Annotated in this window: 24 protein-coding genes; 10 read left to right on the top strand and 14 right to left on the bottom strand. The window is 34.8% G+C overall.

Annotated features, from left to right (window positions below):
* The first annotated feature begins 357 nt into the window (after nucleotides 1-357).
* The 3 genes from ACHZAX_RS06810 to lolA1 all read left to right on the top strand — a co-directional run bounded on the left by ACHZAX_RS06810 (nucleotide 358) and on the right by lolA1 (nucleotide 4,266).
* The gene (locus ACHZAX_RS06810) at nucleotides 358-1,038 is read left to right on the top strand and encodes a hypothetical protein (RefSeq protein WP_320018526.1); all 681 of its coding nucleotides are present in this window, start codon (nucleotides 358-360) and stop codon (nucleotides 1,036-1,038) included.
* A gap of 125 nt (nucleotides 1,039-1,163) precedes the next feature.
* Entirely contained in the window at nucleotides 1,164-3,563 is a 2,400-nt protein-coding gene (locus ACHZAX_RS06805; RefSeq protein WP_320018525.1) for an FtsK/SpoIIIE family DNA translocase, read from the top strand.
* Between the two features lie 61 nt (nucleotides 3,564-3,624).
* Nucleotides 3,625-4,266 carry an outer membrane lipoprotein periplasmic chaperone LolA1 gene (lolA1, locus tag ACHZAX_RS06800; RefSeq protein WP_101310864.1) on the top strand — a complete coding sequence of 214 codons (642 nt, stop codon included), beginning with the start codon at nucleotides 3,625-3,627 and terminating at the stop codon, nucleotides 4,264-4,266.
* Nucleotides 4,267-4,270: 4 nt separating this feature from the next.
* Here lolA1 and ACHZAX_RS06795 read toward each other — a convergent pair whose 3' ends face one another.
* Nucleotides 4,271-5,017 carry a sensor histidine kinase gene (locus ACHZAX_RS06795; protein WP_320018524.1) on the bottom strand — a complete coding sequence of 249 codons (747 nt, stop codon included), beginning with the start codon at nucleotides 5,015-5,017 and terminating at the stop codon, nucleotides 4,271-4,273.
* A 211-nt stretch (nucleotides 5,018-5,228) separates the two neighbouring features.
* Between ACHZAX_RS06795 and ACHZAX_RS06790 the strand changes: the two genes are divergently transcribed.
* The gene (locus ACHZAX_RS06790) at nucleotides 5,229-6,326 is read left to right on the top strand and encodes an IS4 family transposase (protein WP_320017662.1); all 1,098 of its coding nucleotides are present in this window, start codon (nucleotides 5,229-5,231) and stop codon (nucleotides 6,324-6,326) included.
* On the opposite strand, the gene ACHZAX_RS06785 is transcribed toward ACHZAX_RS06790, so the two are convergent.
* The gene (locus ACHZAX_RS06785) at nucleotides 6,323-7,570 is read right to left on the bottom strand and encodes a tetratricopeptide repeat protein (RefSeq protein WP_320018523.1); all 1,248 of its coding nucleotides are present in this window, start codon (nucleotides 7,568-7,570) and stop codon (nucleotides 6,323-6,325) included. The genes ACHZAX_RS06790 and ACHZAX_RS06785 overlap by 4 nt on opposite strands.
* A 318-nt stretch (nucleotides 7,571-7,888) precedes the next feature.
* Between ACHZAX_RS06785 and ACHZAX_RS06780 the strand changes: the two genes are divergently transcribed.
* From ACHZAX_RS06780 to ACHZAX_RS06770, 3 genes are read left to right on the top strand one after another with little or no spacing between them, the layout of a single operon-like run.
* A complete protein-coding gene (locus ACHZAX_RS06780) occupies nucleotides 7,889-9,085 on the top strand; it encodes an Lnb N-terminal periplasmic domain-containing protein (protein WP_320018522.1) in 1,197 nt (398 codons plus the stop codon).
* Nucleotides 9,085-9,834, top strand: a complete 750-nt coding sequence (locus ACHZAX_RS06775) for an acyl-[acyl-carrier-protein] thioesterase (RefSeq protein ID WP_320018521.1) — start codon at nucleotides 9,085-9,087, stop codon at nucleotides 9,832-9,834. The genes ACHZAX_RS06780 and ACHZAX_RS06775 overlap by 1 nt, the downstream gene beginning before the upstream one ends.
* Before the next feature lie 7 nt (nucleotides 9,835-9,841).
* The gene (locus tag ACHZAX_RS06770; protein WP_320018520.1) at nucleotides 9,842-10,405 is read left to right on the top strand and encodes a HupE/UreJ family protein; all 564 of its coding nucleotides are present in this window, start codon (nucleotides 9,842-9,844) and stop codon (nucleotides 10,403-10,405) included.
* 50 nt (nucleotides 10,406-10,455) lie between these two features.
* Here the strand turns inward: ACHZAX_RS06770 and pyk are convergent, their stop codons facing one another.
* Both pyk and ACHZAX_RS06760 read right to left on the bottom strand, forming a co-directional pair.
* Nucleotides 10,456-11,871: a pyruvate kinase gene (pyk, locus tag ACHZAX_RS06765; RefSeq protein ID WP_320018519.1), complete on the bottom strand. Its 1,416-nt coding sequence runs from the start codon at nucleotides 11,869-11,871 to the stop codon at nucleotides 10,456-10,458.
* A gap of 128 nt (nucleotides 11,872-11,999) precedes the next feature.
* Entirely contained in the window at nucleotides 12,000-12,431 is a 432-nt protein-coding gene (locus ACHZAX_RS06760) for a type II 3-dehydroquinate dehydratase (protein WP_101310858.1), read from the bottom strand.
* Nucleotides 12,432-12,614: 183 nt separating this feature from the next.
* Between ACHZAX_RS06760 and xerD the strand changes: the two genes are divergently transcribed.
* Nucleotides 12,615-13,520, top strand: coding sequence for a site-specific tyrosine recombinase XerD (xerD, locus tag ACHZAX_RS06755; protein WP_101310857.1), 906 nt, complete (start codon nucleotides 12,615-12,617; stop codon nucleotides 13,518-13,520).
* 419 nt (nucleotides 13,521-13,939) lie between these two features.
* Nucleotides 13,940-15,598, top strand: coding sequence for a phosphoenolpyruvate carboxykinase (ATP) (locus ACHZAX_RS06750; protein ID WP_320018518.1), 1,659 nt, complete (start codon nucleotides 13,940-13,942; stop codon nucleotides 15,596-15,598).
* A 26-nt stretch (nucleotides 15,599-15,624) separates the two neighbouring features.
* Here ACHZAX_RS06750 and ACHZAX_RS06745 read toward each other — a convergent pair whose 3' ends face one another.
* Together ACHZAX_RS06745 and ACHZAX_RS06740 are read right to left on the bottom strand one after the other, a co-directional pair.
* Nucleotides 15,625-16,353, bottom strand: coding sequence for an NRDE family protein (locus ACHZAX_RS06745; RefSeq protein WP_320018517.1), 729 nt, complete (start codon nucleotides 16,351-16,353; stop codon nucleotides 15,625-15,627).
* The gene (locus ACHZAX_RS06740) at nucleotides 16,341-16,856 is read right to left on the bottom strand and encodes a DinB family protein (RefSeq protein WP_320018516.1); all 516 of its coding nucleotides are present in this window, start codon (nucleotides 16,854-16,856) and stop codon (nucleotides 16,341-16,343) included. Before ACHZAX_RS06740 ends, ACHZAX_RS06745 begins: the two co-directional genes overlap by 13 nt.
* A gap of 215 nt (nucleotides 16,857-17,071) precedes the next feature.
* Here ACHZAX_RS06740 and ACHZAX_RS06735 point away from each other — a divergent pair, with 215 nt between their 5' ends.
* Nucleotides 17,072-18,112 carry an ATP-grasp domain-containing protein gene (locus ACHZAX_RS06735; protein WP_320018515.1) on the top strand — a complete coding sequence of 347 codons (1,041 nt, stop codon included), beginning with the start codon at nucleotides 17,072-17,074 and terminating at the stop codon, nucleotides 18,110-18,112.
* A gap of 82 nt (nucleotides 18,113-18,194) precedes the next feature.
* Here the strand turns inward: ACHZAX_RS06735 and ACHZAX_RS06730 are convergent, their stop codons facing one another.
* The 8 genes from ACHZAX_RS06730 to ACHZAX_RS06695 all read right to left on the bottom strand — a co-directional run bounded on the left by ACHZAX_RS06730 (nucleotide 18,195) and on the right by ACHZAX_RS06695 (nucleotide 26,540).
* Entirely contained in the window at nucleotides 18,195-19,457 is a 1,263-nt protein-coding gene (locus ACHZAX_RS06730) for an OmpP1/FadL family transporter (RefSeq protein WP_320018514.1), read from the bottom strand.
* Between the two features lie 345 nt (nucleotides 19,458-19,802).
* Complete coding sequence (locus ACHZAX_RS06725) at nucleotides 19,803-20,423, bottom strand: rhodanese-like domain-containing protein (protein ID WP_101310852.1); 621 nt, start codon at nucleotides 20,421-20,423, stop codon at nucleotides 19,803-19,805.
* 297 nt (nucleotides 20,424-20,720) lie between these two features.
* Nucleotides 20,721-21,311: a YeeE/YedE thiosulfate transporter family protein gene (locus ACHZAX_RS06720; RefSeq protein ID WP_101310887.1), complete on the bottom strand. Its 591-nt coding sequence runs from the start codon at nucleotides 21,309-21,311 to the stop codon at nucleotides 20,721-20,723.
* A gap of 28 nt (nucleotides 21,312-21,339) precedes the next feature.
* Complete coding sequence (locus ACHZAX_RS06715) at nucleotides 21,340-21,864, bottom strand: YeeE/YedE thiosulfate transporter family protein (RefSeq protein WP_320018513.1); 525 nt, start codon at nucleotides 21,862-21,864, stop codon at nucleotides 21,340-21,342.
* Between the two features lie 45 nt (nucleotides 21,865-21,909).
* Nucleotides 21,910-22,851 carry an NrfD/PsrC family molybdoenzyme membrane anchor subunit gene (gene nrfD / locus ACHZAX_RS06710; protein ID WP_320018512.1) on the bottom strand — a complete coding sequence of 314 codons (942 nt, stop codon included), beginning with the start codon at nucleotides 22,849-22,851 and terminating at the stop codon, nucleotides 21,910-21,912.
* Between the two features lie 13 nt (nucleotides 22,852-22,864).
* On the bottom strand, nucleotides 22,865-23,398 hold the full coding sequence (locus ACHZAX_RS06705; protein ID WP_320018511.1) for a 4Fe-4S dicluster domain-containing protein: 534 nt from the start codon (nucleotides 23,396-23,398) through the stop codon (nucleotides 22,865-22,867).
* Between the two features lie 3 nt (nucleotides 23,399-23,401).
* The gene (locus ACHZAX_RS06700) at nucleotides 23,402-25,639 is read right to left on the bottom strand and encodes a molybdopterin-containing oxidoreductase family protein (protein ID WP_320018510.1); all 2,238 of its coding nucleotides are present in this window, start codon (nucleotides 25,637-25,639) and stop codon (nucleotides 23,402-23,404) included.
* Between the two features lie 322 nt (nucleotides 25,640-25,961).
* Nucleotides 25,962-26,540, bottom strand: coding sequence for a molybdenum cofactor guanylyltransferase (locus tag ACHZAX_RS06695; protein ID WP_320018509.1), 579 nt, complete (start codon nucleotides 26,538-26,540; stop codon nucleotides 25,962-25,964).
* Nucleotides 26,541-26,602 lie beyond the last annotated feature (62 nt).

The following is a 26,602-nucleotide window of genomic DNA, read 5'->3' as shown; positions in this document are numbered from 1 at the left end:
AATCTATTTGTGTAGTTATGATAACTTTTTCTTGTAAATCAGCATTCCAATTCAACTATTCTACCCAAATCGATTTTTACGCAATAAAGAGAAGTTAAAATGTCCTGGTCATTTTTTCAGCATAACCTCTATCAATTATTTACGTATTAGTTAAAAGTGGAATTTAATCGGCAAAAAATGTGATTTTCGTAAAGATATCGTGCAATTTCATGTAAGATGCCAAAATATAATATTGTATTCCCCAATGTTTTCATACTTTTAGTAAATCCTGTTTATTGTGTTTACAGATTGCTTTTAACTGTAGTTAAAAGCACAAATCGGTTTTCAATAAATATTCACTAACCAAAACATTATCCTATGAAGCAAGGATTATCTATAATTCTAATTTTATTATTGGTCTGGGGATGCAAAACAAAATCCGAAACCGAGAATAAAATTACTGAAGGGATAATTACCTATAGTGTCAGTTACTTTTCTTCGGAAAAAGATAATCCGATAATTGCCCTTTTACCAAACAAAGTAGAATTGCACTTTAAGGATAATAACATTTGCCTCATATCTGAAGGCTATCTTGGTTTTTTCAGCACAAAATTTCTTTCTAAATACAACAATCCAAATAGTAATATATTACTAAAGGTATTGAGTAATAAGCTTAACTATGAATTTCCTAAAGATGAAGTTGCATTTGTATACAGTCAGCTTCCTCCGGCAAAAATAGAATACAATGATTCCACAAAACTAATAGCTGGTTATGAATGTAAAAAAGCCACAGTTTTCATGGCCGATCAATCAAAAACTCAAGTCAGTCTTTACTACACTTCGGAAATTGAACTAAAAGACCCCAACCGTAACACTCCATTGTACCAAATCCCTGGGGTACTCATGGAATTTGAAACTACTATGAATCAAGTAAAAGCGAAATTCACAGCACAATCAATAAATCTAGTTGCTGTTAATGAGGAAGATTTCAATATTCCAGAGGAATATGTCCTTTCTGACCTTAATACATTAAAAAAATACATTGTCGATTTCAATTAATTAACATCTGATTTCAAACTTATCTTTTTAGAAGCTGATTTTCCTGTGGTTTTAAATGCCATTTTTATTACTTTTACATGAATTCGTACACAATACGAATTTTGTGAAAAATGAAAAAATAGTCAATGGCTAAAAAGAAAAAAACAAACAATACAAAAGCTAAATCACGCTTCTCAGCCCCAAAATTTCTTAGTGACGAAAGAACCAAATTCCTTTTTGGTATTGCACTTTCTCTGTTCACTATTTATATTGGATTGGCATTCGTCTCCTTCTTTTTTACAGGAGGAGCTGATCAAAGTAAATTAGATATTAAATGGCTCGAATTAATCACAGACTCAAAAGTACGTGTTGAAAACTGGACGGGAAAAACCGGGGCTTACATTTCCAATTTGGTTATAAACAAAGGATTTGGAATCGCATCATTCTCATTCCTTTATCTACTCGTAGTCCTTTCTCTTCGAATTTGGGGAGTAAAAATACAATCATTACGAAAAACAATTATATACACCTTACTATTCTGCATTTGGTTTTCGGTTTTCATGTCGTTTACATTTGTTCAATCAACATCGCATTCATTTTTATTCTTGGGAGGAATTCATGGTTACTTTATAAGTGAATGGCTTGTATCCTTAATAGGTAATGTTGGCACTCTGTTTCTAATTGTTCTTAGCTTTTTAACCTTTATTACCTTTGCCTTTCAAAACTCTATTTCCTTTTTCAAAAAAATATTTAGTCCAAAATCTAAAACAGACCATAAAGAAAGCCAAGACTTCTCCAAATCTGATGAAGATGAAACAGAATCATTGACTTCTTCGATACACTCTCTAAATGATGAACAAGAGGATGAAGAAGGTGAAGACGACGATGAATTAATTATTAATTCTGAGATTTTTCCTGAGGAAGAAATTATTCTGCAACAGGAAGTAAACGATTCTAAAACAGCAGGTGAAGATTTGGAGCTAAAAATTGAGTCAGTATCAAAACAAGAAGAAACCGTAAGCATTCAGCGCCGACCGATGGAGGATTTCGATCCTACACTTGATCTTTCAAACTATAAATACCCTCCAATCGAATTATTAGAAGCTCATCATGCCAGTAATTCGAGTGTAAGTAAAGAAGAATTGGAATCAAATAAAGATAAAATTGTAGAGACACTTCGTCATTACAAAATTGAAATTACTCAGATAAAAGCTACAATTGGTCCTACGATTACACTGTATGAAATTGTGCCCGCTCCGGGAGTACGCATTTCCAAAATAAAGAATCTGGAAGACGATATTGCACTTAGTCTATCCGCCTTAGGAATTCGAATTATAGCTCCGATTCCGGGTAAGGGAACTATTGGTATTGAAGTTCCGAACCGTACACCTGAAATCGTGTCAATGAAGAACATTATTTCATCTAAAAAATTCCAGGAATCAACACATGCACTTCCTGTTGCACTTGGAAAAACAATATCGAATGAAACCTATACTCTTGATTTAACCAAAATGCCTCACCTATTGGTGGCCGGAGCAACAGGGCAAGGAAAATCGGTTGGTTTGAATGCAATTATTACATCGCTTTTATATAAGATGCATCCTTCCCAGCTTAAATTTGTCCTTATCGATCCTAAGAAGGTTGAATTAAGCATTTATTCAACAATCGAGAAGCATTTTCTGGCAAAACTTCCGGGAGAAGAAGAACCGATAATTACTGATATCCATAAGGTTATTGCAACATTAAACTCCTTATGTATTGAAATGGATTCCAGATATGATTTGTTGAAAAAGGCACATGCCAGAAATATAAAGGAATACAATACCAAGTTTGTAAAACGTAATTTAAATCCGGAAAACGGTCATCGTTACCTACCCTATATTGTAGTAATTATTGATGAGTTTGCTGATTTAATTATGACAGCGGGAAAGGAAGTTGAGACCCCAATTGCCCGTATCGCTCAATTAGCCAGAGCTATTGGAATACATATGATTATTGCAACACAACGACCTTCAACAAATATTATTACAGGAGTTATCAAAGCTAATTTCCCGGCACGAATTGCCTTTAAAGTAGCATCTATGATTGATTCCCGAACAATTCTTGATAGTCCCGGAGCAAACCAGTTGATTGGTCGTGGGGATATGCTTATTTCACTAACAAGTGAACTTGTGAGGGTACAATGTGCTTTTGTTGACACTCCGGAAGTGGAAGCTGTTACAGAATTCATACAAAAGCAACAATCCTACCCTACAGCAATGTTTTTGCCGGAGTATGTGGGTGAGTCTTCCGAAAATTCAGCAATGGATATCGATTTGCAAAAAAGAGATGCTCTTTTTGAAGATGCAGCCAGATTGGTTGTTTCATCTCAGCAAGGATCAACTTCAGGAATTCAAAGAAGATTTTCTATCGGCTACAACAGAGCAGGCAGAATAGTAGATCAATTAGAGGCCGCTGGAATTGTTGGCCCTTTTGAAGGAAGTAAAGCCAGACAAGTATTAATTCAAGATGAATATTCGCTGGAAAAATTATTAAGTAATGTGTAGCAATAACGGCGTGGCACAGTTATTGATTAAGAATATTTGAATATTTATAAAATAAGCTAAAATGAAAAAAATCTTTTGTTTCCTTCTTTTTGGAGCTATATGTTTAAACCTGTCGGCTCAGGATATTAAAGCCAAAACTATTCTTGATAAAGTTTCTGCAAAAAATAAAGAATTTAAAAGCATCAGTGCAGAATTTACTTTTTCTATGGATAATGCGGAAGAAGATATCCATGAAGTATCAGAAGGAAATATAGTTCTGCTGGGTAATAAATATCGTCTTAAACTTATGGGTGTTGATACTTATTATGATGGAACTACCATGTTTTCACACATCATTGATGTTAATGAAGTAAACATTACAGAACCGGAAGAAAATGAAGAAGAAGGATTAAATCCAGCCCAAATTTTTTCCATTTATGAAAAAGGATATAGCTACAAATACATCAAAGAGGAAACAGTAAATTCTTCTACTTACCATGTAATAGACCTCATTCCTTTAAATTCAGAACAGGAATTCTCCTCGATACAATTGAGAATCGATAAGGCTAAGAATCAAATTAAATCGTTAAAAACAATTGGGAAAGATGGAAATAATGTAAGTATTACACTTAAAAATCTGACTCCTAACCTCAAATTTGCTGATTCTTATTTTGTTTTTGATCCAAAATCAAATCCAGATGTGGAAGTGAACGATATGCGATAAATTATCAAACAATACATTCCTCCTCTACTCTTTCAAGGGTAGAGGATTTTTTTTCTATTTCATTAACACGCAAAGGAAGAGTGAACCAAAATTTACTCCCTACTCCTTCTCGACTTTCCACACCTATTTCTCCTCCATTTTTTTCCACAAAATCTTTACACAAGATTAAGCCCAATCCGGTTCCTTTTTCATTCGAAGTTCCTGGCCTTGAATAGTTAGAGTCAAGATTAAATAATTTTATTTTATCCTCAGGCCTGATCCCAACACCATTATCTTCAACACTTATAATTGCTTTACCCTCTTCAGCCTTTACCGAGAAAATAATTCTTCCTCTTTCCTCCGTAAATTTAATCGAGTTATTCCCTAAATTCCGCACAACAGTTCGAATCATATCCGAATCGGCATAAACCAGCGAAGCATTAATTTCATTCAACTCAAGTGAAATGCCTTTTGCATATGCTTTTTCCTCAAGGCCTTCCATTTCTTCTTCTATTAGCTGGCTTGCGTTAATAATGATAGGATTATACTCCATCACCCCCATCTGCGATCTCGACCATGTTAGCAATGTATCAAGCAACAAAGAGCCATGAAGAGCCGATTTATGAACAATTTCAATATACTCCTGCCTCATTGAATCCTCAAGCTCATCATATCGGTCAATTAACAAATCGGTAAACCCCAGCACTGCATTAAACGGATTCTTCAGATCGTGCGCGACAATAGATAAAAACTTATCCTTGGTAGCATTCAAACTTGTCAGACTTTTATTTCTGTCGGATATAATTTTATTTTTTTCCGTTAAAAGTTTATTGTGTTTCTTCCTGAATCGACTAATGTATATTGAATATCTTAGTACATGACAATAATACAAATCATTGATTTTCAACAAAATAAGCCTCTGTATATTTAGATAAGACGTTGATTTTCATTATCTTAGAAGAATAATACCACTCATTTTTCTAATGAAGAAAATCAACGTCGAGAATAAAAGTAAGGAATTCATATCAATATTGAATACCCATTTTGAAGGAAAAGTTAATTTATCACGTCTGAAATTTATTTCCATGTTTGTGTTTGCCCTATGCAAAGTCCAGACTGTAGGTTTCGAAAAATTAGCTAACGCATTTGATAGTAAGGCTCAGGCAGAATCATGTTTAAGGCGTGTTCAACGTTTTATCGCGCAGTTCATGTTAGATTCTGATTTGGTTGCAAAACTCATTTTTGGATTATTACCCCAAAAAGAAAACTTGAGACTTAGTATTGACAGAACAAATTGGAAATTTGGGAAAACTAATATCAATATCTTCATGCTTGGTGTAACTTATAAAGGAGTGGCTTTCCCTCTGCTGTTTTCTATGCTGGATAAACGTGGCAATTCCAATTGCCGGGAGAGAATTGATTTAGTGAACCGATTCATACGGCTTTTCGGAACGGAATGTATTGACTGTTTGATGGCTGACCGTGAATTTGTTGGAGATAAATGGATCGAATATCTAAATGAAAATCGTATTCGATATTATATCCGAATCAGGAATAATTTCAAAATTTACGTGCCTCATAAAAATGAGGAAATTAAAGCAGCATGGTTGTTTAAATCGCTTAAGTTTGGGGAGTTTGTTCATTATAAACGAATTGTTAGAATGGGATCACAGCTTTGCTATATCTCTGGATGTAAACAAAAAGGCAAAAAAAAAGATGAAGAATTATTGATGATCGTATCGTTCAATAAACCAGAGCAGGCTCAAATAAATTATAAAGAGCGTTGGCAAATAGAAACTTGCTTCAGAGCAATGAAATCAAGTGGCTTTGACATTGAGAAAACACATTTACAAGCCATTGATCGAATTGAGAAACTGACTCTTCTTGTTATGATAGCTTTCGTCTGGTGTTATAAAATCGGAATATTCATACATGAAAATGTGAAGAAAATTAAAATAAAAAAACATGGACGAAAAGCTAAAAGTATATTCAAATGTGGATTATCTTATATTGCAAACGTCTTGTTAAATTCAGAAAATCAGAACAATATAAATGTGTTCAAGTTTTTGTCATGTACTTAGATTGAATATATAAGCAGAGATAAAATCAAAACACCCAAACTAAAAAAATATAAACCTCTGGTCTTTTGTTTGTCTATTTCTAACCTTTGAATTGTATTCCGTTGTTTCAGAACCTCATTTTCAGTATCGATTTTGTCCAATTGAAATTTCGCCTGAATTTCCGCAATTTCTTTGCTATTATTCTCTCTGTAAATCTTCGCTCTTATTTTATCGTACTTTTTGAAATATTGGATACTCTTCTCAAAATTATTTTTCTTCTCGTACAATTCCGACATGTAATAATAACAGTCCAATTCAATTCTTGCAACACCAATTTCTTTTGCTTTTGTTAAAGCCTCCTCGAACAACCCCAGAGATGCATTATAATCTCCATTCTTTAAATAAGCTATTGCCAAGGATGACTTGACACTTGCAATAGAAATTTTATCCCCTTTTCGCTCCGACTCAATCAAAGCTCTATGATAGTAAACCATGCACTTATTTATATCACAACAATCCAGATACAACTGACCAATATTTTCTAATAAAATTGGCTTCCAATCAACATTATTTTCAAATTCAATGATATCCAACGCTTTCAGATATGACGACAACGCCATAAGACTATCATTCATTTTATGGTATACGTTTCCAATATTATTACGCATTACAGCGATACCCTGCAAATTATTGGCATTTTCCTTTAAAACCAAAGATTGATTATAATAATCAAGTGCCTTGGAATATTCCTGCATCTGAAAATAAACATTCCCAATATTATTTAAAGAAGCAGAAATCAGCAAGCTGTCTTTTAATCCATTTCGAATGTTTAAACTTGTAAAATAGGCGCTAAGAGAAAGTTTGCAGTTATCAATTTCTATTAACGAATTACCCAAAATATTATAACAATCAGCTTTTTCTTTTTCATGATTTTTAACACAATACGAAATTGCTTTTTCAATATATTTGATGGAATTAGAATAATCACTACTCCTATAAGATGCTTTTCCTTTTAGGTAGTTCGCCTTCATAGTAAAAACTGAATCAAAAAATAAATTTTCAGACTTCAGAATTTGATCCGCATAATAAATTGCTGAATCCGGATAATCAGAAATATAATCCTCACTCAACTGATACAACACATCATAAGTTAATGAATCAGAGGGAACGTTAATAAGCTGTTTTAGACTATCACGCTTTGAATTTGACGAATAGACAAAGAAACATTGGGAAACAAAAAGAATAACGAAAAGAAGCCTTCTCATTTAGTTGAGATTAGTTTAGTTTAAATAGCCGCATAAAGATGTTAAATAATATCATATTTGATAAACAATATGTAATGTTTTTGACGAAATAACTAAAAAAAACACTCAAGCAAGCACATAAGATAAACAATTACTCACCAATATTTTAAGAAGCGCAAATTTACAAAAGTAACAACATTCAAATTATTGCCGTGCCGATTGAAATAGAGTGACAAATATTTCCAATAATAATTTTCCTTTATCACGGTAAAATAGAAAATTGAAAACATTCGTAATATTCATAAAATACTTATCTTCGAAGAGTAAACATTTACTATTATGACATTAAAAACAGCCTCTTTTCGTATCTTGTTGATTATATTTTTATTATTGGCAATCGGCAATCATGTATCAGGACAAAATTTATCAAAGAATGCAGAAATCAGTCTTCTCACCTGTTCTCCGGGAGATGAACTGTACTCACAATTTGGTCATTCTGCATTACGAATAAAAGATGAAGAAAAAAAAATAGATTTGGTTTTTGGTTACGGTACGTTCAATTTCAACACGCCAAATTTTTATCCAAAATTTGCAAGAGGCAAATTGGACTACATGTTATCATACACAACGTTTGATCGTTTTAAAAACGGATACATTTATGAGAAAAGAGGGATTGTTGAGCAGAAACTAAATCTTGATAGTATTGAGAAGCAGAAGCTGTTCACCGCTTTATTAAAAAATTACCAACCTGAAAACAGATATTACAGATACGATTTTCTTTTTGACAATTGCTCTACACGAATTCGGGATATTGTTAGTGAAAACACATCAGGCACAGTTCTTTTCGACACAATTTCGGATCAACCAAAATCATTTTGGAATCTATTAGATCCATTCATGCAAAAAAGCCGCTGGATATTTTTAGGAATCCATTTAGCTCTTGGAATACCTTGTGATGCTGAAGCGACTCCTTACCAATATATGTTTTTACCAGACAACATGATGCTGGGCTTTGAAAATGCAAAAATCAGAACGGATGAGACAATTAAACCTTTGGTAAAATCAACCAATGTTATTCTAAAACCGGCTCTCAACTTCAAAATAACTAATTGGTACCAAAGACCCGTTTTTATTTTTGGAGTGTTAGCTTTAATTGGACTAATCTTGGGTCTTGTATATCTAAAAAGAGACAAAGATCTGTTCATTTTTGATATTTTTATATTTGGCGTTTGCGGATTGCTGGGCTGGCTTATAATTTTCTTATGGTTTTTTACAGATCATCAGGCCACCGGACCTAATTGGAATATTATTTGGGCCTTCCCTCTTCACTTCCCAATGGTTTTTACATTACTCCGAAAAAAATCCTCTTTGTCAGCTTATTATTACTTTTTACTGCATTCAATAATACTCATATTGATATTGGGAAGCTGGGCATTTATACCGCAATCTTTCCCTAATGAAATATTACCCTTTGTGGTTCTTCTCCTTTTAAGATCACTGTACATTGTAAAAAAAATCAGAACTCGTTTACTGTAATGAATATATCAAACACCGACATAAGAAAATACCGGGAAACCTTCCGTATTGGATCTTTTGATACAGACCTAAAAGGAAGAGCAAAACTCACCAGCATCTGCAATTACTTTCAGGAAATTGCCGGACATCATGTAGATTTAATCAATCAAGGTATTGATGATTTAAAAGCCAATAATTTGGCTTGGATTTTATCAAGATTAAAAGTTCAAATTTTTGAAACTCCCAAGTGGAAAGATAATATTGATATTGAAACCTGGTCGATTGGAGCGGATGGCTTGTTTGGAAATCGGGAATACCGGATTTATAACATGAAAGGAGATGTTATCGGTCAGGCGACCTCTTCGTGGCTGGTGCTTAATACGAAAACAAAAAGATTGATTAGACCACAAGAAATTGTTGCTAAAATGCCAGTCAACTCTGAAGATCCTATCTTTGAACATAGCCTGGGTAAATTACAACAACTTGAACAAGGGAATTACGTAGAAGATTTGCACATTCACTATAGTGATCTGGATTTCTATCAGCATGTGAATAATGTAAAATACATAAAGTGGGCAATAGACTCTTGCCTTTCCGAAATCTTATTGAATAAAACAATTCACGAGCTGGAGATAAATTACTTGCATGAAGCCAAACTCGATCAGATTCTTGAGATATTCAACCAAAACAGTGATAGCACCTCAAAAATTGTAATCAAAACGAAAAACACGGACATTGAAAATTGTCGTGTAGTTATAAAATGGAAATAAATAAAAGATGAACACTATACTATCAAGCTTTGAATCAGCGCTGTACCATTTAATTTCTTTTTCTTCATTCGAACCTTTTATGCTTTTGGTATTGTTCGGAATCTCCTTTCAAATAAAAGACTGGAAAGCCTATTTTTCTCTTTTACTTGCCTTAATTATTGGCTCGATTGTGGGTCTCCTTCTTTGTAATTTTTCGATTATAACCTTTTCCGGCACAACCGTTAAATTGATTTTGGCCTTCTCAATTCTGCTGGTGGGAATTCAAAATCTAGTTAGCAGTCAGAGTTCTGCATCAACAATAAGATATAATTTCTTTGCTTTAGCTGGCATCATTTTGGGGATTGGAATCAACCTGCATTATAAAAATGTTTACGGAAGCTCATTTTCTTTTTATCCATTTACAGGATATAATCTTGGAGCTTCAGTCTCCTACTTTCTAATTTCATTCTGCAGCCTGCTTGTATCATCATTGCTGATGTTGGTTTTTAAAACAGACAGAAGAAGTTTTAATCTGGTAATTACGGGCATAGGTATTGGTATAGCTCTTGTTCTTATTTACTTACGATATTAGAAAAAAAATGCGAACCATTGTGGTTCGCATTTTTTTTTCTAAATATGTCTTTACACTTTATGTGTTAATTGATCAACAACACTGATCTCCATAAATGATACTCCTTTGGAAGGACCAAAACTACCACCTATAATAATAACCATATCCTCGCTTTTAAAACATCCCTGATCCATTAGGGAAAACATGGTTTGCTTTACGTATTCATCACGACTAACAAGCAATTTACGATAACTCGCTTCAACACCATACGAAAGAGCTAATTCTCTCATTACACGCTTCGAATAGCACAATGCATAAACAGGAAGTGTTCCTCTGTAAGCAGACAAATATCTTCCGGTTCTACCGGTTAGAGTATCGGTTACAATTGCTTTCACAGGCAGCAATTGCGATGCTTTAACTGCAGATCGAGCCAAAATAGCAGAAAGTTCATGATTACTTCTCACGAAATTTTGTTTTGTATCCGGATAAAGTTCCTTTTCAACCTCAATTGCTACCGATTTCATTACCCGAACTGCTTCAACAGGATAGTCTCCATATGCAGTCTCACCACTTAACATGATCGCATCGGTTCTATTGTAAATGGCATTGGCAATATCACTAACTTCTGCTCTTGTAGGTCTTGGATTATTAATCATTGAGTGAAGCATTTGCGTAGCAATAATAACAGGCTTCTTTCTCTCAATACATTTACGAATAATTTTTCGCTGAATGACAGGAATTTTTTGAGCAGGAATCTCAATGGCTAAATCACCTCTGGCAACCATGATACCATATACATGTTCCAATATTTCATCAATATGATCAACCCCTTCCTGATTTTCAATTTTTGCAATAATTTTAATATCCGAATTTTGCTGATCAAGAATTCCTTGAATTTGAAGAACATCATGTTTGTTACGAACAAACGAATGAGCAATAAAATCAATGTCCTGCGCAATAGCAAAATGAATAAATTCAATATCCTTAGGACTCAAAGATGGTAAATTTATTGATACCCCAGGAACATTTATACTCTTGCGGTTTTTAACGGGTCCTGCATTTTGTGCTTCTACAGTCAAAAATTGCTCATCCTTATCAACTACCAACAATTCTAATTCACCATCATCAATTAATATCTTCTTTCCAATTTCAAGATCCTTTACAAAATCCTCATAACTAACCTTTATACACAACTCTGTGCAGGGAAGATTGTCGTTCCCTTTCATCTTAATTAAATCACCCTTTTTAAGGTGAATTTCCTCTTTAACATCAATAGTTCTAATCTCAGGGCCTTTAGTATCTACGAGCAAAGCAATCCTATCAGATACTTTTCGTACATTCTCAATAACCTTCATAGCATCATCATGAGTCTGATGAGCCGTGTTTAGCCGAACTACGTTCATTCCTTCTTCAAACAATTCTGTCAAAAATTCGACATCACATTTTCTGTCGGAAATAGTGGCAATAATTTTCGTGTGCTTCTTCATCGAGTAACTCTTTCAATTTTAGTTTTGGCACTGCAAAGATACTCAATTTCTCAAAACCAATTTAATAAGCTATCAACAACTTACCCATAATATAAAACATACAAAAAAAATCATTTATCAAAAAAATATTACCTTTTGTCACAATAATTTAATAGCCCTTCGATTCCCAATCGATATGAATCCATTCCGAAACCGGAAATAGTACCTAAACAAGCCTTTCCGATCATGGTAGAATGCCTCACTAACTCTCTTTTATGTACATTAGAAATGTGGACTTCTACAACCGGTGTATTTACAGCAGATATAGCATCAGCAAGGGCGAGAGAGGTATGAGTATAGGCACCTGCATTGAGTACAATTCCATCATAACTAAAACCTACACGATGTATCTCATTTATCAATTCCCCCTCTATGTTAGACTGGTAATATTCTAGTTTGATTTTACTATATAACACCTGCAGCTGTTCAAAATAAGTTTCGAACGAGATCTCGCCATATATAGATTTTTCGCGGATTCCGAGCAAATTAAGGTTAGGACCGTTAATGATCAAAAAATTCATCTTGTCAAAGTATTTTAAGGTTAAACATAAAGAGGTCTTAAAAAAATTGTCAGCTTACGTAATATTTTTTTAAATTGCAGACAAGTTTTATCATAAAGAATTCGTATATTATTAGTACTTGAGTAAAACTAATAATAAAATGGTATTACTTACAACTAAACTACATACTAAAAACTGAATAAAATGAAATGGACAACAACAATTGAAAATTTTAAGACCTACTTAACTTTGGAGAAGAACCTCTCCAAGAACTCGGTAGATGCTTATATTAATGACATTACAAAATTGACAACCTTCTTCAGAGAAAAGAACATGGAGGTTGCTCCGGAGGAAGTTATTCTTCAACACTTGAAAGATTTTGTTGCATGGATTAATGATGCAGGTACAAGTCCTAGAACTCAAGCTCGTGTTATTTCTGGTATTAAAGCATTTTTTAAATACTTATTATTAGAAGAAATTATTGAAAAGAACCCTACTGCATTGTTAGAGGCTCCAAAAATTGGCCGTAAACTGCCTGACACCTTAACAACTGAAGAAATTGATGTTTTAGTTAAGGCAGTAGACATGAACAAAGCTGAAGGTCAAAGAAACAGAGCTATTCTTGAAACACTTTACTCTTGTGGATTGCGTGTATCTGAATTAATTGACCTGCGTGTTTCTAACCTGCATTTTAGAATGGGTTTTATCAAAATTCATGGAAAAGGTAACAAAGAGCGTTTAATTCCAATTGGAAAAAAGGCGAAAAAAGAAATTAAGATATATCTTAAGAGCTATCGTGGAAAATTAAATATCGATAAGGATAGTGAAGATATTCTTTTCTTAAACCGCAGAGGTCGTAAACTTTCTCGTGTTATGATTTTTACTATCATTAAGAATCTATCTAAAAAAGTTGGATTGAAGAAAAATGTTTCTCCTCACACTTTCCGTCACTCTTTCGCTTCGCATTTAGTTGAAGGTGGTGCTGACTTAAGAGCTGTACAGGAAATGTTAGGACACGAATCTATTCTTACTACAGAAATCTATACTCATTTGGATAGAGAATACTTAAAGGAAACTATTAAAAATTTCCATCCTCGTTCAAAAGACTAATTTGTATTAAAATAACCATTATTGACAACAGGTAATGGTTAAAATACGATACACATATTTTTAAAACCTTCAAAAGATTACTTTTGGAGGTTTTTTTATGAGAAAAATCAGTTCTGTATTAATTTAATGAAAGGTTTGCCAGCGTAATTCTTAAGATAAAAAAGAGTCTTACTTATAATAATATAATTAACGCAAACGATTGTATTTCAGATGATGAAGATTTATGTAATTAACAATACAAATTTCAAATTTAGAGAAACCCACTGTTAATGAACCTGTTCGAACCAATCTTCGCCACGGTAAAACTACGAAATCTAATTAAAAAATAATACAACAAAAATGCAAAAATAATATCTACATGGTAGGATTACTCTATATATAGTCATACTTTTGAGTTCCAAACCTAAAATAAATGTTACATGAACACCATTGAAATTAGCATGATTGAAGATTTAAAAAAATCGTTAAAACTGCATTCCAACATTCGGGAAAATCTACCAAGAGAAGTTCTTATATCTTTAGCAGTAGATAACAAAGAGGCCGTTTTAACCAGAAATGGTGCATTGGCCACTTGGACTCCTTCAAATTCTACCGGAAGAAGTCCTAAGGATACTTACATTGTAAGAAATCCTGAAAGTGAGTTAAATATAGACTGGTCTTCGCCAAACAATATCGGCATGAATCCGCAAACGTTTGCATTGATTTTTGAAGATGCCCTAAAAACAATTGGTAAGAAGAAAACTATATTTACAACAGATAGAGTAATTGGTGCAGATTCTAAATATGCACTACGTGTAAAAACCATTTGCGATAAAGCACTAAGTCAGGTGTTTGTTGACAATATGTTTAGACCAACTCCTGATGACATCAACCAATCGATCTTTGCTGATGAACAATTCTTTTTAATTGCGCTTCCAAAAGATAAGTTGGATAAAGATCGCTACAAAGGTTTGGTTCGTGATCAACCAAATGGTGAAACTTCCGACATCTGTGTAGTTGTGGACTTCGACAAGAAGATAGGCATTGTTTATGGCTCATCTTATATGGGCAGCATGAAGAAGTTGATGTTTACGGTAATGAATTACTATCTTCCTTTTAAAGGAGTATTGCCTTTACATTGTTCAGCTAACGAAGGAGTCAATGGAGATTCTGCACTATTATTGGGGCTTTCAGGAACTGGAAAAACAACCTTATCTGCCGATCCGGAAAGAGCCTTACTTGGAGATGATGAGCATGGCTGGAGTGATGATGGTATTTTCAATTTTGAGAATGGCTGTTATGCAAAAATGATTGACATCAAACCAGAAAATGAGCCTGAAATTTATGAAGCAGTAATGCATAAGGCGGATTACACCAAGCATGGAGCTATAATTGAAAATGCCATGATTTACCCAGATGGTGAGATCGATTTTTTCGATGACAGATACACTCCAAACTCAAGAGCAAGTTATCCTCTTTCTTTTCTGGATAATATTAAGGAAAGTTCGAAAGCCGGGCATCCTAACACGATCTTATTTTTGACTGCTGATGCTTATGGAGTAATTCCTCCAATTTCAAAACTAAGCAAAGAGCAGGCGATGCTATGGTTTTTAATGGGATATACTTCGAAACTGGCAGGTACTGAGACAGGAGTTACAGAGCCGCAGGCAACCTTTTCGAGATTTTTTGGTCAGCCATTTATGCCGTGTAATCCTAACATTTATGCCGAAATGCTTGGCGATAAAATGGATAAACACAATACCAACGTATTCCTGATTAATACAGGTTGGAGCGGAGGCTCATACGGCACCGGATCAAGAATAAAGTTAAAGTACACCAGAGCGATGGTTGATGCGGCTTTAAAAGGCAAATTAGATAAGGCAGACTTTTTTGAGAACAAAGTATTCCACTTGAACATTCCAACATCTTGTGAAAATGTACCTAGCGAAATTCTTAACCCAATTAACACCTGGCAAAGCCATGACGAATATCAAAAAACAGCCGAAAAATTAGCAAATAAATTTTCCGCTAATTTCGATAAATCATATGGTAACCAAAATCTGGATCCAGGAATTATTTCTCAATGTCCGGGAAAATAACTAAACTTAAAAGAGCCTCATTTTATTCATTTGAGGCTCTTTTTGGTTAAACAAATATCTCGGGATTCTTCTTTTAGTAAGTCATCGTGATACATGGAAACCATCCTATTCTTTCGCTTGATTTGTGTTATGCTAAGAGTTTTCACCTTCTCTTTCCGGTTCATCACTAATCCGTTAAAAGCATCATCCCTTCCCGTAGTTTTGTGAAATTTGATTGTTTCTTTACCCGAAAAATTATTACACTGACGAAACCAATTATCAAACCAGTGCTGACGCATTTCCCGAGCATCTTTATTATACAAGGTAGATGATGACCAAATGTAAGGCTTCGAGGGGTCCAGTTTCCGATAATGAAATGTCTCTCCATCCCAACGTATCTCTTCCAAATTTCGCGTGTATTTATATCTTAAAACAAGTAGTGTAAATGGTTCCATTCCACCAAAATGGTAATCTCTAATAAAATCAATGGTTGATGCAAATTCTGAAAATTCGAGAACCATAACGCCCCTGCTCTTTTTGTAAGGAGGTTCATGTTTGTGTTTTTCAAAGGCTCCATTCAACAAACAAAGTGAGAAATCATTTTCATGGCACATTATCCATGTTCCTTTAGCCATTTTATCTTTTGGATAAAGTGCAAACGACTCTCCAATATGATATTCATTAGGAAATTCAGCTTCTCTTAACGGACTTTCATCTCTATTGGTAGTAAAGAAGAAATCATCAGAACCAATAGGTATGTAGGTTAATGTGCACATAAGTCATCTCTAAACCTGATGGTAGAATAAGCTACTCCAAAGTGTTTATCCAATTTAATGTCAGGAAATTCCTGCTCTATCGCAATTCTGATAATAGCCATGTGATGAATGGCATGTTCAATATTGTATACCAATTCTCTTTGCAAACTTGTATCAATATCAAAACCTTTATTTGCAACCTTGTCGTAACTTACATTCAATTTAAGAACCAAATTTTCATCAATATCATTCAACCAATTCAGGACATCCTTAAATCTTTTTACAGCCACTTTTTTCTCCGTTTCAGTTCTGCTGCAATGCTCTCTGGTATCGTAACTCAGACCAGAATCAGCGTTACAACTATCCTTTAAAATATCGTAAAACTCTACAATATGACGAATGTGTTTTCCTATGGAATTATTCATCAAAAGTTGCAAAGAAGCAGAATACTGTTTTGCAGAAAGTTTCGCACAAAGGTCAATTAGCTGATTGATTATGATTTTAGAGACAGAGACTGTTTGCATAAAAATGAATTTCTGTAAATTATTGAATACTATAGAAAGATATCAAAATATGAAAATAATTCATAGAAAACAGCTTTATAAATGAATCTCTGTCGGATGAATTGTATAAATCTGTATTTTCATTCTTAAATAGAAGCTTTATCTACCCAATTAATTATAAATATTCTTAAGAGTATGATTAATTACAAGTACTACTAAAAAAATATTTGCTGTGTATGAAAATAAAACTACCCTTTATTCTTTCAAAATGGTTTCATTTTGAATTCTGGCCTTTCTGGATATTTTACTTTCCTGTATATGGATATGGAATTTATCTGGCAATAAAAGCTCGTTCGTTTTCCTACTTCACAGCTACCAACCCAAGCATGAAATTCGGGGGTGCTTTTGGAATGGACAAAATGAAAATGCTCGATTTTATTGACAATAAATACATCCCTAAGGGATTTTTATCGATAAAAGATGAAAATACAGAGACTGTTTGTGCAAAAATGGCTGAGCACGAATTCGATTTCCCTATTGTATGCAAACCCAACGTTGGTGAAAGAGGTATTGGTGTTGAAAAGATAGATACCAAACAAGATTTAAATCTGTTTTTACAAACTAAAAATGAAGATATTCTTGTTCAGGAATTTATTGACTTTCCAATTGAATTGGGTGTATTTTATCATCGGTTCCCAATCTCTTCAAAAGATGGAATCACATCAATAGTTAGAAAAGAGTTCTTAAAAATCACTGGAAATGGAAAATCCAGATTTAGTGAACTGGTAACTGAAAATGTTCGTGCCAAAAGCAGAATTTCCTACTTAAAAAAGAAATACCATTCGAAGTGGAATCAAATTGTTCCATCGGGGATAACCTATAAACTGGAACCTATTGGAAATCATAACCGAGGCACAAAATTCCTGGATGGAAATCGTTTAATTAACGATCGGTTGGTTAACGTTTTTCGCGAAATTGCTCAGCCGCTTGATGGTTATTACTATGGTCGATTTGATCTTAAGGTAAACAGCTTAGAAGATCTTTACAATGGGAATAATATCAAGATAATTGAATTAAATGGGACAAACTCGGAGCCTGCTCACATTTATGATCCTGATTATTCTCTTTTTAAAGCCTATCAGGAAATTATTAAACACATGAAACTGGTGTTTGAAATTAGCCAGGAAAACAGAAAACTGGGAGTCAAACCAGAACCATTTCGTGATGTATTATCAGGGCTTTTTAAACATCTGTTCCCGGGTAAATCTAAAAAATAGTTTCCTTTAAAAATGCTGATTTACAAAATAAAAAAGAGGTTTTCGTGAAAGAAAACCTCTTTTTACTTCAATATATGCAGCATTAAAAAGTAAATGCGATTTCTACTTCAAATTGGTTCATTTCCAATTCAATTGTTTGAGCAGGATCCATAGGATTCATTCCTTTAACACTTGATGGCAACGCATAAACCAATGCCAAGTGAAGAGCTTTTCCAGAATCACCCAAAGTTTTTGAACAACCTAAAGTAATATGATCTTCAATAACCCCGGGAGCCAAAATATTGAACATTACTTCTGAATTTGGAACTGGCTGATCTGTATGCGAGTATCCTCCACGAAAAGTCCATGTATCAACACCGGCAAACTCAACTCCGAACTTCCAAACATTTATGTCTTGCCATCCAAAACCTGCACCTTTATCTGATCCAAGCGGAGCTGTTGCAAATGCCATCGGATCCATCTTATTAGAAACTGAAGCCACATCAGTATAATTGATTGCTTTGTAATCTGCCATTACGACCCAATCTTCGTTGATTTCATAAGCCAAACCAACAGTCCATGTAGATGGAATATTAAAATCTCCCTGCTCTGCAAAAAGGCCAGCGTAATCATCAAATTCACTCATGTACAACATGGTTTGATAACTGGCTCCCAAATGCAATCCTTTTGCTAATTCACCCATATATCCAAACTTAACTCCATAACCAAAACCACTATCGTGACCATTGTTTGTTAATTTGTCTGGAGCACTAGACATTGGTTTAAATGCGGATAAACCTTTTGCCTCAAAATATTGATAAGCCAATAAAGCAGTAATACCAAAACTGTGTTTCTCAGCTATTTTTCTTGAATAGGTCAAACCCAAAAACATCTGTCCTAAATCCACACCAGTAGTTGAAGAACTCTGATCGTAAAATGTCTGTGTAGGATAATCAGTATTCATCCCTCCATTACCAAAAAGAGTTGCAGAGAAACTACTTTTTTCATTGATCATCCAATTGGCACCCATGCTCGGCATTAAGAATAATTTTGAGTCACTTTTCACATTTCCAGGAGTTAATCCGAAAGCTGGCGCTCCAGAAGGATTTCCTGTAACTGTATATTCACGATTAGGGTTAAAAAACCCAACACCAACCTGATATTGTTTTCCCAGGAAAACATGACCGGCAGGATTACCGTTGATTAATGAATTTTGATACCATGCGATACCAGCACCAGCTAAACCTTTATTTTGCGCGCCGTAACCCACACCAAAATACCCATCTGTTGCCTTAACAGACTGAGTAGAAAAGATTCCAGCCAATACAATTAGAGCCGAAAAAACAATCTTAAAAGTATTTTTCATTTTCTGTTTTTATTAGTTTGATATAATTAGGATTCCAAAACAAAATACAAACTCTATATTCATCCATATATGTTTTATATCATATATCTACATATAAAACCTAACACATCTTAAACTATCTAAATACCAATAGTTTGCAAAACTTTTTTTTACAATGATTTAATTATTTTAACTGAATGTAAATAAGGGAGATACAAACACAATCGTATATCAATAATGAAATGCGTTTTTCCCAATAATTATATCGATATATCTCTTTGTTTAGTCAAAAAAATTAAAAGTTGAATTCAAAAAAAAAGCCTTTCCGAAACTAATCGAAAAGGCTTTTTAATAAGAATGCAAAAATTAGCACCCTCCAGCGACTTTTTTCTTCTTTTTCTTTTTTACAATAGGTGGCTTTGCTGTTTTACCTTCAGTACTATTAGAAACAACAGCATTTCCACCTCCAAGAGCAGCACTTGCCCCTTTACGGAAATCGTATTTTGCAATTTCATCATCAGCAAGAACAGATTTTGGAGCTTGTGGATTAAGAATTGTTTCGGCCCAATAATTTAAACCTCCCTGAAGAACGTAATTATTCTTAAAACCCAACTGACGAGTAATCATCCAAGCCTCATTTGCCTTCAAATTCCCATTGGAATAAAACACATTCATTTTTACACCTTGATCCAAAAAATCATTCCATTCTTCTGATAAAAGATCAGAAAGAGGGATATTAACAGATCCCGGAAGACTATATTTTTCAAACTCTGCCTGAGTACGAACATCAATTAATTGAAGACTTGGATCTTTTTGCACTAACATATCAGCGATTTGATCGGTGCTTATAAATTGAGTTCCTTCATGTATCTCGTTTAGTAATTCACCAGCAGTTAAACGAAACGGCTTGGTTGTATTTTCGGGCACTGCAGCAATAATAATTCCTAATGGAATAAATACAGATGCCAATATCAATCTCATTTTCATATGATTATAATTTTAAACTTTTGCCATATGGAACTTACCATGCTGAAATAATCATCCCCCTGTGTGTCAGAATATCCTTGTCATGGACGTTTCATATGTTTATTATTTGTTTTTATTTGCCATATAGCCTGTCCCGAACTTGTTTCGGGAGAACTTACCATGCTGGAATAATCATCTCCCTGTGTGTCAAAAAATGTTTTGGCATGGACGTTTCATACGATTGTTTTTTATAAGGTTAACTGGCTATATATCAAGTTAAATCATTTATTTTCTTTAGTCAAGATATCCCAAAGAATATTAATACTCCTCACGGGGAAATTTTTTCTCAGCCCATTCGCCTACCCAGAACATAGCAAAAGCCGCCAAAATTAATCCCAAAGCAAATATTCCGCGAGGAATATCGAGCAATTCGTTCATTGTTGGTGTGCCCATAAAGTTGGCTTTATACAAATCCTCCCACATAGGGTAACCTTCTGTAAAGAAAATAATTCCGAGAACTAAACCACCTATAAATGCCAATGCATCCAATTTTCCTATGGACAATGCACAAAAGGCTGTTCCGGGACAAAATCCTCCAATAATAAAACCAGCTCCCATTACTGCACCTCCAACCATGGCTGAAGTTAAGTAAGTTGGATTAACATAGACATAACTCAAATCTATCCATCCGAACAAACTGAAAAACAACAAACCGATCATTGCAGTAATTGCTGCTGTAAAAAACACTTTTAATACTGTGGTATCGTAGCCATAAAACATTCCTGCTAACTTACGACTAGATGAGAATCCACTTGATTCCAATACAAAACCAAACCCGATTCCAATTAGCATGGCAATTAGCAAATTGGTGTTTGGTGAAATTATTTCGTTAACTATTAATGGTCCCATAACAAATAAGTTTAAATACATTTAAAATTTAGATCCAGTTTTTACGGAAAAAGTAAGCTAAGGCGAAAGCTGTTCCAAAAATAAACGCCATGGTAAGAAATCCTCCTACCGATAAAACAGCCATACCACTTAAGGCTGATCCACTGGTACAACCTCTTCCCAACTGAGATCCAAAACCAAATAATATACCTCCCAAAACGGCAAATATTATTCTTCTCTTAGAAGTAATTTTAGGTGAATGCTCAACCTTAAATTTTAAGCGTTTTGCAAAAGCTCCTGAAAGAAACCCTCCAATTAAAACACCTATCATTTCGAAAACCAACCATGATTTCATTGGGTTGCCGGGATGAGATTCTTTGTATTCAGTATAAAAAGCAGAGTTTTCAACGTGAGAAGGCATAACCGAACTTACAGTAGTAACCACTGCACTTTTTATTGCACCACTTGCACCTAGTCCGCGACCAGAAACAAAATTGGCGGCCAAAAGTACGAGACCTAGCAATACCCCACCAACATATGGATTTAGGTATTTTGTTTTTTTCACTTCGCTCATAGTTATATTGTTTATATAGTTTTTACAGGTTAATTAACACTCAAATCAATAAAGCCAGCGACTAGCCTGTCCTGCATTCGAAATAATGAATCGAAGCATTACACTTCCAAACAGAACCAAGACAACTGGAATGGCGACAGGTATTTTATACCCTTTTAATTCCAGACCTTCCAGTATTGCAGGAACAATCATCCCTAAAATGACTACAAATCCCCAGAATGAAGCTGTGTAAGGACCTCCTAAAAATAAATTTACAGCGTCAATTTGAACTTGAGTACTAGCCAAAAATCCCATGAACATGTGAATAATCAGAAATAGTTCGATTCCAATAATCATTAGATCCAATTGAGCAAACCGCTTACGCTCTGCATGATTTTTTGACATCCAGATTACAACAGCCGAACCTGCCGATAATCCGGAAGCTAAAAATAAAGGCCCCATAATAGATGTATTCCATAATGGTCTTGCATTAAATGCAGAAAATAAAATTCCGGTATAAATTCCGAGTATCGCCGATGAAATCAACATGATCCAGGCTAATACTTTCTTGTTTTTCTGAAAAAAACCAATAAGCTCTTTCGCAAAATCAAACTTCCAATCCCAATTTGGAAATAGTTCCTTAATATGAAGAGCACTCCAAATAATCGAAACAGGTGTAACAATCATTAAAGTCCACGCTCCCCACGACATCGGTGATTCCAGTCTGATGGTAGTATATAATCTCCAAAAATATAGTTTGTGATGTAGATCTAGAAACAAAGCGATAAGACCTAAAGCCAAAGCAATTGGAGCTATCATTGGCGCTAATTTCACGGCTGTCCGGTAATCATTTTCTCTTCCTCTCAGATAATACAAGGCCGCAAAAAACATCACACCTGCCGCCAAACCACCCAAAAACAAATAAGTTGGTATTTCCCAGTGCCAAACATGTAACTGAGGATCGATGAGTGGGTTATTTCTTCCACTTACAATTATTTCTTCTCTCATTTTCTTTGTTTTATCAGATTAGGAAATACAATTGAGGTTTTGTTCCTGCTTCAGGAATTAAGGTTTTGTACTTTCGTTTTTTCAGCACTTCGGAAACCTCACTTCCTGGATCATCCAAATCACCAAAATACATGCATTTTGTAGGGCAAACTGCGACACAGGCTGGTTTCATTCCTTTTTTCACTCTGTGCAAACAAAATGTACATTTATCCACATATCCATCGGGATGAACATATCTGGCATCATATGGGCATGATGTAATACAGGCACTGCAGCCAATACATTCATTCTTAGTAACCAATACAATACCACCATCGGAATAGTGGCTGGCACCAGTAGGACAACAACGCACACAAGGTGAATTTTTACAGTGATTACATCGTTCAGAGCGCAATTCCATTTCCAGTTGAGGATATGTTCCATCCATTACTTCCACCACCCAATCACGGCAGTGACCAATAGGGACATCATTTTCGGTTTGGCAAGCTACTACGCAGTCGCTGCAGCCTACACACTTTTTCGTATCAATAGCCATTGCATATCTCATAGCTTACACCTCCGCTTTTTTGTTATCAAATCGAAACGTCACAAAATTCCCGCGCATTCCTGTTCCTCCCATTATTGGATCAATCATTACATTGGTAATCATCTGGGTATCGCTCACTCCTTTTCCAAAGGCTCTTGTCATGCGTTTATCGGCGTGTCCGAAACCATGAACCATATAAACAGAATCCCATCGGATACGTTCCGTTATTCGTACTTTTATTTTAAAGTCCGAAATTACTCCATCCTGATTTTCTAAATAAACGTACTGATCGTTTTTCAAATCCCATACCTTAGCCACTTTAGGATTCACCCAAACCGAATTTTCGTCCATTAAATCAGTAAGATTTGGATTATTAGCCGTTCGGCTAAAAGTATGCATTGGTGCTCGGCCATATATTAAGCGATAAAAACCACTATCGGGTTCCGGATGCTGAGTAAACACCGGAAACGGATCAAATCCTTCTTCCTCCAAAGCTGTTGAGTACAACTCTATTTTACCTGTATTGGTATTGAATTCTACATCCTCATCTTCACCAAAATACAAATCGTCAGCTTCACGATCTAAAAGTTTCACTCCTATGCGCTGCATTTCTTCCAATGAAGAACCTACTTGTTTTAATTCCCAGTCAATCTCTTCTTCTATGGTTTCAAATGGGAAATATTGAAGTAAATCTAATTTCTTAGCCAGTTCACGAGCCATCCAAAAGGCAGGTTTTGTATTGTACAAAGGATCAACTGCCGGCATTCTTAGTGCAATACTGGGGACTCTTCCCTGCGATATCCGTAAAGAATCATATCTTTCCAGATAAGTACACTCTGGCAGAACCACATCGGCATAACCAGTAATTTCCATTGGCATCGTATCTACTACCACCAATAAATCAAGAGCTTGAATAGCTGCAATGGTTTTCTTTTGATCCGGCAAGGTATTAATCAGATTGGTTCCATTCACGATCCACCCCTTAATTGAACAACTCATTTCCGGACTTGGTATTGTTGCCTGACATACACCAGAAGCGAGTGCTAAATCAGCAAGCTTATATTTCCCTCCCATGGCATCACGCCAGTTCTTATTTGGTTTTGGAAAATCAGGTAAATGAAAAGGAGGAACAGAAGCTTTCTCCGGATTATAAAATCCACCTCTTCGTCCCCAACTACCTAGCAGAGCATTTAAAATAGCCACTGCACGTAATCTTTGTGTATCATCTCCATACCAGGTAACATGTCTGCCGGGATGAACAATTACTGCAGGAGCCGCATTTGCCATTTCATGGGCTGTATCACGTATCTGCTGAGGTTTTATTGTAGTAATTCCGTAAGCCCACTCCGGGGTAAATGGCTGCACATAGGCTTTTAACAGATCAAAACCAAATGTGTACTTCTCTACATATTTTTTATCAAACAATTCTTCATTTATGATCACATTCATCCACGAAAGAAGAAGTGCAATATCTGTTGATGGTTTAATTGGTAACCAATGCTTTGATTTTCCTGCAACTGTTGAAAAACGAGGATCAACAGTAATTATAGTTGTCCCTTTATCAATCGCATCAGACATTTCCTGAACCTGTCCGTTGTGCATATTCTCACCCAAGTGCGATCCAATAAGCACCAGACATTTAGTATCCCGGATGTCCGTATTTTCAGGAGAATTTATCCCTTGTCCAAAGGTAGCCAAAAAAGCTACTTCGCGGGGGCCACGACATTGTGCATAAGAAGGAGCAGCTATGTTGTTGGAACCAAAGCCTTTTAACAAATTACCAAAATATTTACCTCCTGAACCGTGAGTAAACAAGGCCGTACATTCCGGGCCATGCTCCTCTTTAATTTTGTTCATTTTGGAAGCAATGTAATCAAAAGCCTCATCCCAGGTAGCTTCCCGAAATGATTGTTTTCCCCTCACATCAGTTCTAATTAAAGGGGTTTTCAAACGATCTTTGTCGAAATACATTCCAACACCTCCGGTACCTCTCGGGCAAAACCTTCCGTTGCAATTAGGATCGTCATCGTTTCCGATAATTTTCTTAATTCTACCGTTTTCATCCTTATGAACCCATCCGGCACACTTCCAAAAACATACTTCGCAATAAGTTGGAGTGCGCGCAAAATCGTAAGGCCCTTTAAAATAAGATTGATTGTTCTTCAGTAGATTATCGGCAAACGTTTCCAATAATCCTCCACCAAAAACCAATCCGGCGGCACTTAATGAACTAATTTTCAAAAACTGTCTTCTGCTTTTCATATTGTGAATACTTTAAACTTATACACATAAACACATATAGAAACATACATCTATGAATGTAAACATATGTAAAAAGGCAATCTGAGAATATGCTGCAGAGCATAAAAACCCACTTTATAATTGATCTAAAAAAAGAAAAATCCCCAAAGACGCTCATACAAACAAACATATAACTATTTAGATTTTTACTAAATTACATTTGATGCAATTTTTCTTCAATAAACTCTAAAGTAGGATCTAAAAATCTTTTTTCTATTGATATTGAGAATATTCTCACCATACAAGAATCGCTTCCAATTACCGATTTATTTCCTCAATGAAATTATAATGAATCTATATCCTCAGGCGAATTGGCATTTGACAGCATTTTTGAATTATAATACGGTAATTCTTCTGAAATTTGGAAAGTTTCGGTTTGCAGCAAATCTAATAATCTCATCATTTTAAAATGACCTTGAAATAACTCTTTCTCTATTATATCTTTACAAGAAGATCTATAAACGGCTATTAAAGGTTGTCTCCTCCCATCTTTATCAGCAGGAAAAATTGCATCAAAATCAGCAATGTGTTTTAATAAATCAGCAAATAGAAGAAAAGATACATTTGGCACATCACAAGAAATAACAAGATAATAATCAGCCTTTACTGCCTTCATGCAGGAATAGATTCCTCCTATTGGTCCACACTCCTTAATTTCATCTTCAATAATTGGATATCCCAAGTAGTTATAGTATTCCATATTTGAACTAATTACCAGTTGGTCACATATTGGTTGCAAAGCTTCAATAGAATATTCAATCAAGCGCTTTCCCTTCCATTCAACCAAGCCTTTCTCACTTCCCATTCTGGAACTTTTCCCTCCTGATAATACTATTCCAACTATTTTTTTATTCTTAACCATACTCAAATATAATCAAGAAAATGCACCAAACAATTTCAGATTTTAAGGTCTTTTAACTTTGA

It is taken from the genome of Labilibaculum manganireducens (assembly GCF_963665805.2).
Classification (GTDB): domain Bacteria; phylum Bacteroidota; class Bacteroidia; order Bacteroidales; family Marinifilaceae; genus Labilibaculum; species Labilibaculum manganireducens.
The sequence above is the reverse complement of the archived record's forward strand: the minus strand, read 5'-3'. Positions and strand labels throughout refer to the sequence as shown.

Bases quoted from the DNA above. Each gene is read 5' to 3' on its own strand.
- ACHZAX_RS06810 (WP_320018526.1), top strand. From the start codon at position 358: ATGAAGCAAGGATTATCTATAATTCTAATTTTATTATTGGTCTGGGGA.
- ACHZAX_RS06805 (WP_320018525.1), top strand. From the start codon at position 1,164: ATGGCTAAAAAGAAAAAAACAAACAATACAAAAGCTAAATCACGCTTC.
- lolA1 (WP_101310864.1), top strand. From the start codon at position 3,625: ATGAAAAAAATCTTTTGTTTCCTTCTTTTTGGAGCTATATGTTTAAAC.
- ACHZAX_RS06790 (WP_320017662.1), top strand. From the start codon at position 5,229: ATGAAGAAAATCAACGTCGAGAATAAAAGTAAGGAATTCATATCAATA.
- ACHZAX_RS06785 (WP_320018523.1), bottom strand. From the start codon at position 7,570: ATGAGAAGGCTTCTTTTCGTTATTCTTTTTGTTTCCCAATGTTTCTTT.
- ACHZAX_RS06780 (WP_320018522.1), top strand. From the start codon at position 7,889: ATGACATTAAAAACAGCCTCTTTTCGTATCTTGTTGATTATATTTTTA.
- ACHZAX_RS06775 (WP_320018521.1), top strand. From the start codon at position 9,085: ATGAATATATCAAACACCGACATAAGAAAATACCGGGAAACCTTCCGT.
- ACHZAX_RS06770 (WP_320018520.1), top strand. From the start codon at position 9,842: ATGAACACTATACTATCAAGCTTTGAATCAGCGCTGTACCATTTAATT.
- pyk (WP_320018519.1), bottom strand. From the start codon at position 11,871: ATGAAGAAGCACACGAAAATTATTGCCACTATTTCCGACAGAAAATGT.
- ACHZAX_RS06760 (WP_101310858.1), bottom strand. From the start codon at position 12,431: ATGAATTTTTTGATCATTAACGGTCCTAACCTTAATTTGCTCGGAATC.
- xerD (WP_101310857.1), top strand. From the start codon at position 12,615: ATGAAATGGACAACAACAATTGAAAATTTTAAGACCTACTTAACTTTG.
- ACHZAX_RS06750 (WP_320018518.1), top strand. From the start codon at position 13,940: ATGAACACCATTGAAATTAGCATGATTGAAGATTTAAAAAAATCGTTA.
- ACHZAX_RS06745 (WP_320018517.1), bottom strand. From the start codon at position 16,353: ATGTGCACATTAACCTACATACCTATTGGTTCTGATGATTTCTTCTTT.
- ACHZAX_RS06740 (WP_320018516.1), bottom strand. From the start codon at position 16,856: ATGCAAACAGTCTCTGTCTCTAAAATCATAATCAATCAGCTAATTGAC.
- ACHZAX_RS06735 (WP_320018515.1), top strand. From the start codon at position 17,072: ATGAAAATAAAACTACCCTTTATTCTTTCAAAATGGTTTCATTTTGAA.
- ACHZAX_RS06730 (WP_320018514.1), bottom strand. From the start codon at position 19,457: ATGAAAAATACTTTTAAGATTGTTTTTTCGGCTCTAATTGTATTGGCT.
- ACHZAX_RS06725 (WP_101310852.1), bottom strand. From the start codon at position 20,423: ATGAAAATGAGATTGATATTGGCATCTGTATTTATTCCATTAGGAATT.
- ACHZAX_RS06720 (WP_101310887.1), bottom strand. From the start codon at position 21,311: ATGGGACCATTAATAGTTAACGAAATAATTTCACCAAACACCAATTTG.
- ACHZAX_RS06715 (WP_320018513.1), bottom strand. From the start codon at position 21,864: ATGAGCGAAGTGAAAAAAACAAAATACCTAAATCCATATGTTGGTGGG.
- nrfD (WP_320018512.1), bottom strand. From the start codon at position 22,851: ATGAGAGAAGAAATAATTGTAAGTGGAAGAAATAACCCACTCATCGAT.
- ACHZAX_RS06705 (WP_320018511.1), bottom strand. From the start codon at position 23,398: ATGAGATATGCAATGGCTATTGATACGAAAAAGTGTGTAGGCTGCAGC.
- ACHZAX_RS06700 (WP_320018510.1), bottom strand. From the start codon at position 25,639: ATGAAAAGCAGAAGACAGTTTTTGAAAATTAGTTCATTAAGTGCCGCC.
- ACHZAX_RS06695 (WP_320018509.1), bottom strand. From the start codon at position 26,540: ATGGTTAAGAATAAAAAAATAGTTGGAATAGTATTATCAGGAGGGAAA.